The organism is Mucilaginibacter phenanthrenivorans (assembly GCF_024721155.1).
Lineage (GTDB): Bacteria > Bacteroidota > Bacteroidia > Sphingobacteriales > Sphingobacteriaceae > Mucilaginibacter > Mucilaginibacter phenanthrenivorans.
Genome location: NZ_JAHVAP010000008.1, coordinates 84,607 through 96,443 on the forward strand (window position 1 = coordinate 84,607; position 11,837 = coordinate 96,443).

The 11,837-nt window shown below is 46.5% G+C and carries 6 protein-coding genes; all 6 read right to left on the bottom strand.

Annotated features, from left to right (window positions below; genetic code table 11):
• Nucleotides 1-12: 12 nt before the first annotated feature.
• Entirely contained in the window at nucleotides 13-276 is a 264-nt protein-coding gene (locus KXD93_RS19900; RefSeq protein WP_258139103.1) for a hypothetical protein, read from the bottom strand.
• A complete protein-coding gene (locus tag KXD93_RS19905; protein ID WP_258139104.1) occupies nucleotides 273-2,156 on the bottom strand; it encodes an RHS repeat domain-containing protein in 1,884 nt (627 codons plus the stop codon). The genes KXD93_RS19900 and KXD93_RS19905 overlap by 4 nt, the downstream gene beginning before the upstream one ends.
• Nucleotides 2,157-2,360: 204 nt before the next feature.
• Complete coding sequence (locus KXD93_RS19910; RefSeq protein WP_258139105.1) at nucleotides 2,361-2,633, bottom strand: hypothetical protein; 273 nt, start codon at nucleotides 2,631-2,633, stop codon at nucleotides 2,361-2,363.
• Entirely contained in the window at nucleotides 2,626-6,522 is a 3,897-nt protein-coding gene (locus KXD93_RS19915) for a DUF6443 domain-containing protein (protein ID WP_258139106.1), read from the bottom strand. Before KXD93_RS19915 ends, KXD93_RS19910 begins: the two co-directional genes overlap by 8 nt.
• A 49-nt stretch (nucleotides 6,523-6,571) precedes the next feature.
• On the bottom strand, nucleotides 6,572-10,012 hold the full coding sequence (locus KXD93_RS19920) for a hypothetical protein (RefSeq protein ID WP_258139107.1): 3,441 nt from the start codon (nucleotides 10,010-10,012) through the stop codon (nucleotides 6,572-6,574).
• A gap of 67 nt (nucleotides 10,013-10,079) precedes the next feature.
• Nucleotides 10,080-11,324 (bottom strand): hypothetical protein, encoded by a 1,245-nt coding sequence (locus KXD93_RS19925; RefSeq protein ID WP_258139108.1) that lies wholly within the window; start codon nucleotides 11,322-11,324, stop codon nucleotides 10,080-10,082.
• Nucleotides 11,325-11,837 lie beyond the last annotated feature (513 nt).

Below are 11,837 nucleotides of genomic sequence, written 5' to 3' on the forward strand. Positions count from 1 at the left end.
GACACATTAGCCCTAATCTGGTATACTTGATGAAATTTTGTCAATTAACGATTCAAGTTGATTTCCAAGCGGATTTGTTTCAAAATCATCTTTAAGACCGGCTTCCATTAGTTTACTTATTAATTGATCCTGTAATATATCTACAATGTAGGCTGTGACCTCTAGATTTATGACGTCATAGTCTCCTTTTTTATAACTTAGTCTGTCAAAAACATCTGGATCAACTACTGATTTAAGAAGATCGAAGTCGGTTTTATATAATTTAATATTTATCATTTTATCAGAAATGGATTGTAACTCGCACCTGTTACTGCTATTGATTTTCTTTGCGCTGCGCCACCCCCAGTACTTCTTGCCACATTTTGGGTTTTAGGCCCTCTATATGCGCTTTTTTTAGTACTCATAGTTGTAACAACCTTCCCTTCTTCATTCAGAACAACTTTAGCGCTTTTTCCTGTATATTTCGTTGTGCCGTTTGCTTGTTGAACAATACTTTTAGGTTCTTTAACCGCATCTAGTATAGATGACGGCTTTACGCCGTGACCCCCATCTCTACCTATGGCTTGAAGCAACCCGTGTTCAGTGTATCCAGTTATCTTGCTAGCCTCAACGCCTTTATCAGCAAGTTCAGCAAGCTTCCCAACCTCTCCAACTTTCCCAACCTCCCCAACTTCACCGCCCAATACTTGAGCCACTTCACCAGTTGCCATTCCGATTATTTCCGCCCTGTCACTATTGCTTCCATGTTTAAATTTTTCAACAGTATTGTTTAGGGCAAGAGAACCATTTAAAACGGTTTCCGGGTCTGAACGGACAAGCTTATCTATCCCTTTTGCGGTTTCAATGGGGTGAGCAATAGCATGTATTGTTCCTGTAACAGCGCCTTTTACGTCGTTATAAAAGCCCTTTGCAAACGCGCCAAGAACTCCGCAACAGTCCCCGTCAGGCCACATTCCATCAGGATCGGTAAAACGCATCGGATCGTCAAACGCATATCCATAGGGGGTTTCTCGTCTATCTTGTTCCGCTAACGGATCGACACTCGTCCACCTAGCAACCATAGGATCATACAGCCTCGCGCCATAATCATAAACCCCCAACTCCTTCTTATTGTAAAGATATTCATTTTTTAATGATGGAACAGGCGGATTACGATTTATTTCTAAACCAAAGGCATAGTAATCATCTACCTGCACAGGATTGGTAACACCGGTTTTTGAATCGAATGACACCCGGCTGTTACCCAAGTGGTCGGTTAAAAAATACTCGTAATTATAATGCTGCGCGCCATCAGGTAAAGCACGGCCTTCTTCGGTTTGAATGAAGCTTAGGGTTTCAGTTGTGGTACCGTCATATTGGATGCCGCTGATGTAATCGGTATTCCCTGTTACCGGGCTCTCGCGCCTTAATTTTTGGCCGTCGGCATCATAATAATAAGTGATGGTTTTTGCACCGGTAATCGCTTTAGGCAGATTCAGCAGGTTGTAGCTGGTGTTGGTAGTGCCGCTATTCCTGCTTGGGTCGGTGGTTATGTTGCCGTTTGCATCATAAGCATAAGTGTAAGGCCCGCCTGCTTTAATATTGGTATTGTCCGTACTATTGTCCGTTATGGTTTGCAACTGGTTGGTCAGGTTGCTCCCGTTCAAATAATTATAAACCAACAGATCGGTAGGAGCGGAAACATTCCCCGCGTACCTGTTTAACGATTTGATATTACCCATTAAATCATAGGTAATATTGTTCTCGTTAAAGTTATCAGTTGAGTTGGCGCTGATGAGCCTATTCAAGGGATCATAAGTGTAAGTATAGGTTTTGCTATCCGGCGAAGAACCTGTTCCCCAGTTTTGGTAGGCAATATTACCATTATATTGCTTTAAAGCACCTGTATTGTATTGCAGCTGTTCCTCGAAGTAGGAGCTGCTTCCCTGCCTTAACCATCCACGCTCATTGTATAAATAAGCAATATCTTGTTTATAGGTTGTGCTGTCCGTACTGTGCAGGTGTTTGGTTAATAGTTGGCCGATCTCGTTGTAACTGTTTTTCGAAATTTGTATCCTTGTATCGGCCAATTGCCCGGCATTGGTTATTTGTTTCCATGTGGAAATCTTGCGGCCAATTTGATCGTAATTGTATTGGTTGGCAATGGTTACCGCCACATTCCCCGATGCCGCTGCCGTATGGTGCAGGCGGGTAGTGGTAGTAGGTTGATTGCTGAAATTATAGGTTTATATCTAAAAAATAACCGGATGATACATTTGTACCATCCGGTTTTACTGTTTTTTAATTTGATGTTTTTGTGTTGGATTTGATTTTCAACCTGTTATGTTGGTAACAACAGGATTGAAACACTATCCTACCAACTATTTGCCAGATTCAGTTATTTCCCATTTGGAAATGGTGTTTTTCCTGTTAGCGGTGTGGCCCATTTTTAAATCTAAAATTTGTAAAACCGTATTATCTATATCGATTATCTGCTGTAAGCTAACAATCATCATATCCTGAAGTGACACAGGTTCACCGTTAAGAAATTGCCATTCACCTTCATTGTCGTGGACTACATATAGTATTGTCCCCGCTTTATTTATTATAGATTTTAACGTAAAGACCGCTTTGTTTAAATCTTGCTTAATCATCACTTTTGTCTAAATTTTGTTTCTTTGTTATTAACTGTAAGTTACCATTACTATTTGTACCACCTTTCGATTTAGGATTTATGTGGTCTCCCTCAACTTGATCCATATCAGCCTTGACACCCTTTTGAGATTGTTTTGATGGGTTCATCGGACTGCCATCTGCATCACTTTTTAATGATCCTCCATTTTGTTGAGCATTTAATTCTTTTGCATTTTTAAGCTGAGATGGTGAAAAATCCTTACCTTCTGCAATATTTAGAGGTTGGGGCAGGCCACTATAGTCAACTGGGCCGTTCCATGGTTTAGTCAATGCCGATAAATCTGCAGCAAACCCTTCATTAAATACACTTTTTAGAGCTTGGGCAGTTGGCGCAACTGCTTGACCAATCCCATCAGTTGCCAATACTGTTGCAACATTGGCTGCTCTGTCTCCAACAACCCCACCAAACGCCTTACCATCCCCTTTAATTAACGCCTTAACTGCCGTTACTTCAGCATGTACCTGTTGGTAGACCGGAGACATCCTGATCGGCAAGGTGGCAATTTGTCCCGCTGACATTTTGCTAACCGCTTTTACAGCGCTCTTAGCTGTATTAATGGGATGCCTTAATGCACTATAAGTAGATGTAAAAAAGTTTTTGAAAGAACTTTTCGCTGAATTCCAGGCATCGCTTATAAATCCTTGACCAGGCCACATGCCATCGGGGTCTTCAAATCTTATGGCGTTATCAAAACCATAAACATATGATGACCATCGCCTTCCTTTTTCAGCTAGCGGGTCAATTGTCTGCCACCTACCCAACACCGGATCATACAGCCTCGCGCCATAATCATAAACTCCTAACTCCTCCTGCAACTCCTTCTTATTGTAAAGATATTCATTTTTTAAATTAGGTGTAGGCGGTGTGCGATTTATTTCCATGCCAAAAGCATAATAATCGTCGGTTTGTATAGCTATGGCTGAACCCGAAACTGTTGAAAAATTCAGCCTGTTGTTACCTAAATGGTCGGTTAATGTATACTCATAGTTATAAGTACTACCGTTAGGGACGGCGCGACCATCCTGGGTTTCGATGAAACTGATAACCGGAGAAGTAGTAGTTGTACCCGTATACTGGATACCACTAATGTAGTCGGTTGTGATAGTACCCGATACTTTTCTAAGTTTTTCCCCTTCTGAATCATAGGTATAGGTAATCGGTATCCCTGAGGCAGTAACTGTTTGCGGCAGATTTAACAAGTTATAAGCAGTGATACTTTTGTTTTTCGTAGCGTCACTGGTATAGTTGCTGTTTGTCAAATTACCGTTTCCGTCGTACTGATAAGTCCAGCCGCCATGCAGCAAGCCAATATCTGATGTGGTAGCATCGTTAATACTTTGCAGCTGGTTGGTCGAGCTGTAAACATAGGCCAGGTCATCGGTAAGTGAGGCGCTTCCGGTTGAGCGCTTCAGCGTAAGGATATTCCCCATTAAATCATAGCTGATGTTCTTCTCATTATAATTATCGGAAGAGGAAGCATCAGTTAACCTGTTTAACGGGTCGTATCTATAACCATAGGTTTTGCCTATCGGTGAGGTGGCGGTTCCCCAACTCTGCATGGCTATATTGCCGTTGTACTGCTTCACCGGCGTAATGCCGTTTTGCAGGGTATCGGTATTATACTGCAACTGCTCGGCAAACAACCCGGCGCTGGTTTTTGCCAGCCAGCCGCGCTCATTGTAAATATTGGTAACGGTTTGCAAAAAGTTTACACTGTCGGTACTGTGCAGCTTTGTGCGCCGCAACTGGCCGATCTCGTTACAATCGATTTTCGACAGCATGATCCTGGTAGCAGGGTTAGGTGCATTGTTGCCAACGGTGATCTGTTCCCAGCTGGAAGTTTTTCTGCCAACCTGGTCATAATTGTATTGGTTGGCAATGGTTAATGCCAATGTCGCTGTGGTATTGCCGGCATCTTTTACGCGGTGCAATCTTGTCGTAGTTGTAACTGCGTTTGTGAAATTGTAGGTGCTGCTGATCTCGTCATAATTATATGGGCTTAGCTGCGCATTCAAATAATGCTGCTGGTAGCTTTTGATGTTTCTGCCAAAACCATCGTAATAATGGGCAGTCCAGAGCATATCCGTTGGCGCGTTCAGCACCGCCGTCTTTGTGGCGGTGATCAGGCCCTTAGTCATGCTGCTGGTCCCGGTCGGCGCGGTAAACCCTGCGGGAATGCCGGGGATATTGTTATAATCATCAAAGTAATTGACGGATAAAATGGTGGTTAGGGTAGGGTAGCTGGTTACATGGTAACCGGCGGTGTTATCGGTGTAATCCCGGTAATCCCATTGCGCGCCGGCATAAATACTGGCCTGCAGGGTTGCCAGTGGTATTGTAGAACCTGCGTTCCATAAGCCAGTCATAAATACCCTGCCCTGCGCATCATACTTATTTACCACCCACTGGTTATTCAGCCGCTGCAAGCTATCCTGCGTTAATACCGGCTGATCGAGCCTGTTGTAAACGATGAAATCCCAGCCCTTGCCGGGGATCATTTTCTGGGTTGGCCGTTCGCGGTCGTCATACCTGTATTGGTAGCAGTAGTTTTTAAGCTGAGCAGTCGTTGGAATGCCGGTGGCAACATCAGGGTTAGCGCCCGGCGGCAATACGTAGGCGAGGTTCCCCACTTCGTCATAAACATAATAAGTGCTCAGCATTTCAACAGCGGGTGTTGCCAAAGCATTATTAAGGTTATAGGTTCGTTTTAAAACTACACGGCCGTTTTTGTCGGTGTATGTTTCCATGCTGTTCAGGCAGCCGTCGGTTGCCGGTTTCCAGTTTTCGTTTCGGCTGATGGTTTCGGTTAACTGTCCTGTTCCGTAAAACGGAGTAGCAGCCCTTGTTAAAACCCTGCTGTTGTTGCTATTGGTTGTAGCCACATAGAACGCAACTTTTTTGCAGCCGGGATTATTGACTGTCGCCGTTCCGCTGAATGTGCTTTGGTCATTAGCGGTGTACAGCATCTTCATGGTATGCCCGGCGCTGTTCGGGTCGCCGTTTCCCGGCAGTTGCCAGTCGGCTCCCGGTGCGCCTTGTTCCACCAGGCGGTTTAATGGGGATGGTTCAAAGCCGGTAGTTGCTGATGGAAAAGCGGTATTCACAACGCCGTTCGGCTGTTGTGTAAGTGTTGAGCTGTTGGTAGGGTTGTAGAAATATGCCTGTCCCGCCAGCGGCGTCAGCGCATCACTCTTATAGCTCCCGTCACTCGTCCCCGAGCTAAGCGCATAAGGCAAATACTTCTTCACCTCACGCCCTATGGAATCATATTCCATGGGCTGCACCAAATCATTGGTGCCGGGCGAGGCCTTTACCTGCACGGTTTGGATGGGGCGGCCCAGCCCGTCGAAATAGGTGATGGACTGCATCAGGTCACAGATCGTGCGGCCGCGCAGCATGCTCGTGTCGGTAATGCCGGCTACCCTCGGCGTCGAGGTCATGATGTATGTTTTATCCACGCTGGGCGCCGCAGCCAGCGGGAAGCAATTTGAAATGTACAAATGCAGGTATTGCCCCGCTGTCGGCACAAAGCCAAAGGTCGGCACAGCCGAAATATGGTTGTTATGAAAGTAATTCCCCGGTGCGGGTGTGCCCGTCATGGGGGTTGTTACGTAGGTCTGGGAGTGGGAGCTCAAAGCTGAAAGCAAAAAGCTTAAAGCCAGGAGCAATTTCCCGAAGCGGGTGAAGGAGCTGAAAGCTGAAAGCGAAAAGCTTAAAGCCGGGAGCACCCATCCGTACCTGTTTTTTATGTTGAGATGTGTTGCCACGGTTGTCTGTTTTAAATTGTTAAAAACATTTTTATATTCATCATATGCCTCCGGCTTTCCCGGGCTTTTCGCTTTTTTCAAAGCTTTCTGCTTTAAGCTTTCTGCTTTAAGCTTTTCACGGCTTTCAGCTTTAAGGTTTATAATGATAATCAGTGTGCTTCACCAAATTGCCGTCCTTGTCCTTCACGTTTATGAGGCGCAGGTAATTGTCATAGTCGTAGGTGGTGGTTTCGCCTTTGGCGTCAATCATCCCGGTTATGCCGCTTACCGGGTCGAACACCAGGTTGCTCATTTGTGCATCGCTGGGGTAAACCGCAACATCGTCTATATAATCGCTTGCGCTAAAGGTTTTGCTGCCCGTATAGGCCTCGCTATGGTAATCCCAAAGGCTGCCGTTCTTCTGGAACCAGCTGATGACATAGGTTTTACCAACGGGTGGCGTAAAGCTTACCGTATAGGCGCTGTGGTTGCTGCGCAGTCCGGTATGGTGATTGGCAGTATCTGCGGTGGCAGAAAACTCGAAGCTTTGGTACCAGATCTCGTTCGCGGCAGCGTTCTTCACCTCGGCAACGGGCAGCAGGTTGTAATAGCCCCACAAATAGCTGCTTGCAGGTCCGTGCGATTTGGATTGCGACAATAAACCGCCGCTGCTGTTATAAGCATAAAAGTTCAGCCGGGTATCATAGCTGCCCGTGGTTTTGGTCTGGATGCTGTCGGGCTCGTACACATGGTTGCCAAAATCGCCGTAATTGGTCTTTACCGACTCCTGCATAACACTGTTCTTCCAATATTGCTGCTCAATAACGGGTTCGATATCGTTATCGTCAATCATGGCCTGGTAGGGCACGGTAACACCTGCCTGCACCATATCGCTGGGGTATTTGTAAACAGATTGCTGCAAAATGCCGTCGCTGCCAGTGTTTTGGGTTTCGCTCACCAAAAGGTTGGTGGTGTCGCGGTAAATGTCCACCTTATAAGTGCTTACGGGGTTGGCCCCGGCAAGGTCATAGGTGGTGGTGGTTACCGTATCGGGGTAGATCCATTGCGACACCAAAAAGTAACCTGAAATATCGAAAGGGGTAAACATGGATTCGCGAGGCGGATCGTAAATGGTGCGCGGCGGGTAATTCTTACGGACGATGTAATTGATCTGTTCCCGGTACTTCCGGGGATCTATGGTGGTATGTGTTGCAGTTTTGCTCACTATGCGGTACTGGTGGCTGCCTGCCGTATCGCTTGTGGTAACAAATGTTTGGCTCAAGCCTTCTATCCCGGTAGGGAAATCAAAATTGGAAAGGGGGGAGCCGGGGATCACCGTGCCGCGGAAAATAAATGCATCGATACCCGGGTTGGCAAAAATATATTGGTGCTCGGTACCGCCGTTATTCCACAGGGTATCCTGCAGCTCAATCACGTTGCTGTAATAAATATGGCTGCCTGTAAAATAGGTAAGGGGCGAAAGCGGGGCCGAGTAGGCTACCGGGTAGGTGCATATTTGCACCCGGTTTTCAAAATCAACGGTGTCCTGGCAGTAGGTTCCCTGCACCTGGGTTGAATAATACTTGTTGGGGTCGGCATCTGCCCTTACCCTGGCAGATGATTTATCCTGCGAGGTAAGCGCCGCGTACACATATTTTTTTGTGAGCGGCTTCCCAACAAGGGGGCTGGAGATATTTTTAGCCAGCCGCATGCCGCCGGCAGGGTAGTTGGCATACACAACCGGGCCGGGTTGCTGGTAGGTGTATGATACCGTGCCCACCAGCCTGTCGCTTTGTACAATCAGCTTTATTGTAAAATTACCACCGATTTTAAATGCGCGGTCATAGGTTCCTTTTGCAAATTTTTCCGAGTAATATTCCGACCCATCGGCGTTAATGATCTTAAACATCACAAACTGGTGCACCGGATCTATGGTGCCAGTACCAACGGAATCGCACTGGATGTGGAAATTGATATGCTGTGATGTATATAAATATAAGGGCGACGAGGCAGTCTGCTGACCCCTGTCCCCGGTGCCGGTTTGTGAAAGGCTCACGCTGGTAGGCGGCGGGAATATAATGCGGCCCTCATAAATAGTATTGGGTTCGTATATCAGGGTATCCGAACCTTTTGTGGGGTAGGTGATCTTGCTCATCAGCCCCATATAAGCATAGCTGCCGCTGGGGTTTCGGTAAGCTAAGCCAGATGGAAATAGCGTCGAAATTGAGGCGTCATTAGCAGTCGGGATCAAATTTTGATTGTTAGCCCCGTTAAAATATCCCCAATAATCCTGCGCGAATGAAAGGCGCGAAGCCAACCCATTGATATTATTATACTGCATGGTATGCGTTTGCGGCTGCATGCCGGCGGCGCTGCGGGTAACCGAGGTTAAAAACGGCCTGATGCTTAGGATGCTGCTGTTGCCGTAAGCATTGTAATAGCTTGAATTGCTTGCTATCGTATAGCTCAGGGCGTAGCTGTTGTACGGCTCCGCAGCACGTGAGGTGGTATCGGTTAACTGCCTTTTATAAAACTGTACGTCTTTTAAAAGCGAATCGCCTAAAATATCCGTCCGTGATTCATAATTGAAAATGGCAGTCTCAAACTTTGAGTTGATGGATTTTAACATGACCCCGGTTGTAACCAGGTCGCTGAAACAAATGTTACTGAAGGTGCCGGGGCCGCATTGATCGCTTGGATGGCACGGGTTAAGAATACTGCTGGCATTAGGCTGGATGGTCTGCGAGACGTCAGACAGGTAGCTGAAGCTTACCGTTTGATAGGTAAGCCAAATGTATTCGCCCGTATAGCGCTGTACGCTTTTGAGGTACCAGGCATTAGGGATGGGCAGCCCGTAATTTTTACCGCAGGCGGTGCCAACCCCGGTCGGGTTGGTTTTGGAGGTTTCGGTAGCGCCCGATCCGCCAAAGCAATATTTGGTGCCTTTGGGATCGATCACCATAAACGTCCAGTTGCCGGTGTATTCACCATGAAAATTGGTTTTTATTTTCAAGTTACTGGCCGAGATAAACACCACTTTGGTTTTATCATTTGGGTCGAGGTAGAACTTTCCGTTATAGCCGTTAAAATCAAAGCTGAAAATGTCTACCTGGGTGTCCTGTCCCGTTGGGTTCAGCGTTGCATCATTGATATAATCGTACACCGTCTGGGTTGTCTGGCTGATATCGGCAGTGGAGGGCGGGGGCAGCCAGTTGTTGCTTTCATCGGGATTGTTGTAAACCGTGCGGGTAATTACTCCCCCTGCGTTTAAAACCCAGCTCATCCCCGTGCGTGAAGCATTCTGGTTTACTAAAATACCATTTCCCGAATTATAGGAAAGGCTGATGGGTACGTCAACCTTGCCGGCTTTAATGTCGCCCATAGGTATGGAAGCGCTCACAGATCCGGCCGAAAGGCTCACCGGCAAACCGCTATACCGGGTAATTTCGAACGCGTTTGGCGCGGGCGGCAAAACCGTAGTTAATGCCAGCGAGGCCATGGGCTGCGTTGGATTAGGATGCTGCGCGGCTGCGTTAAACCAAAGCAGCAACAGGAGCATAATAATGTTTATATTTTTATTAAATGGATTCATTGATATTAAATTTTAAGAGTTAGAAATAGGGTAACCGGCATTGCAGGATACTATTGATGATGCCTTCTTATTGCTTCCTTTTCAATTCGTCAATTTCCTTTTGTTGTTGCTGCAATTTTTTATCCTGCTCTATCATATACAGCGTCAATTCCTCCACCTTTTGCAGCAATACCCTGTTCATTTCGCCCAGGTTAAGGCCGTTTTGTTTTACGTCCTGTTCGGTAGGTACGTCGGGCAGGTGGTGATTGGCGTCGATATAGGTTTTAATTTCGGTAAGGGCAGGGAGGCGGTAGCCTGTTTTGAACACATAATCGGGCCAGTTGGCATTCAACTTTACCCACAGGGCAGTGGCGATGGCGCTGCCGTTTACCGCCAGCTTGTAGCCTTTGGGGTCGGTTGTTCCGATACTTATATTGCCTGCGTTATCAATCCTCATTCTTTCAGAGCTGGCGGTTCCACCGTTAGTCGTTGTGGAAAAACTCAAATAGGAGCCGTTTGTGCCGCCGGTCCAGTCCTCGGATGCAAATCCCGAAATGCTTGCTGCATATTTATAGGTAAGGGGAGCAACCGAATTATTTGGCGCGCCAAATCCAAGGAAGCCCAGGCGCTGGTCTGTTGCGTTTGGTTCCGTATTTGTAATCGCCAAAAGGCCGCCGCCCGAACCTCCGCCCAGGGTACCGGAACTTATTGAGCGAACACCCACGCTAGTTGCGGTTGCCAGTACATCCAGCGCTGTTACCGGCGCAGTTGTTCCCATGCCAATCTTGCCGTCATAAGTAATCGTTAAACGGTCTGTCGAACTGGTGACCAGCGACAGGGAGGGCACATTGGCATACCCGATGGATGATTCCAGTACCATGCCGCCGTTTTTTCCGGATTCACCAACACTGCTTTCGCTGCTCATTTTGAGCAGTAAACCCAACCTGCGATTCACCGCGGTGACGTCGACCCCGGCATGCCTGATGGTCATCAATTCTTCGTAGGTGCCCGGCGCACTGCCGGTAAAGACTTCCACATTGGGGGTTACGGATGAAAACATGGGTACACCTGCCGAAATCGGTGATGGTGCACTGATGCCAAAGGAAGCCTTGCCCGAAACGCTCAGGCCGTTTGCAGGCGCTGCCGCACTACCTGCAAATGTGCCGACAGCCAGGGCGCCCTTAACATCGAGCAATGATAGTGGAGTGGTGGTTCCAATGCCTACGCCGCCGGTGTTACTATTGTAAATATTGGCGCCGCTGATGGTCCACTGTGCAGTTGCGCACTGAAAGGCGCATAAAAAGGGGATGATTAAAAAAAAGGCTGATTTCATATAAAAAGTTTTAAAGGGTTAAAATGAATTGATGTTTATGTGTTAATTGCTGGGTTAGCGATGTGTCTTAATTAGTGAATTAGTGATACGTGTCGAGGTGTTACATCTTAATTAGTTAGCTGGTTATTGTTGATTTTGGATTTTTAATTGTGAATTGATGATTGGTTTTAGGTTGAATTTTGGGCAAAGCTGATCCGCTGAGACTGAAGGTCTCATAATTTTATGCAGGCTTGTTTGTTACTGTTGCTGATTTTTAGGGGTATTCTTCATTCGTTAAGGTGTTAGGTGTTTGTTTTAATGTTTAACGCTTAAATATAAAAAAATTACCGGTCAAAAAATAAACTGGTACTAAGTCAACAGTCATTAGCCGCAAGTCTTAAGTCAAATCCAGTTTTTTTAGACTCATAACTCAAGACTTTCGAGTCAGGACTTAACATCAATTCCCGGTTGAGGCCTCATTACAAATATCGGGCTTCTCAAAACAAAAAGTGCTGACACTGTTTTGTCAGCACC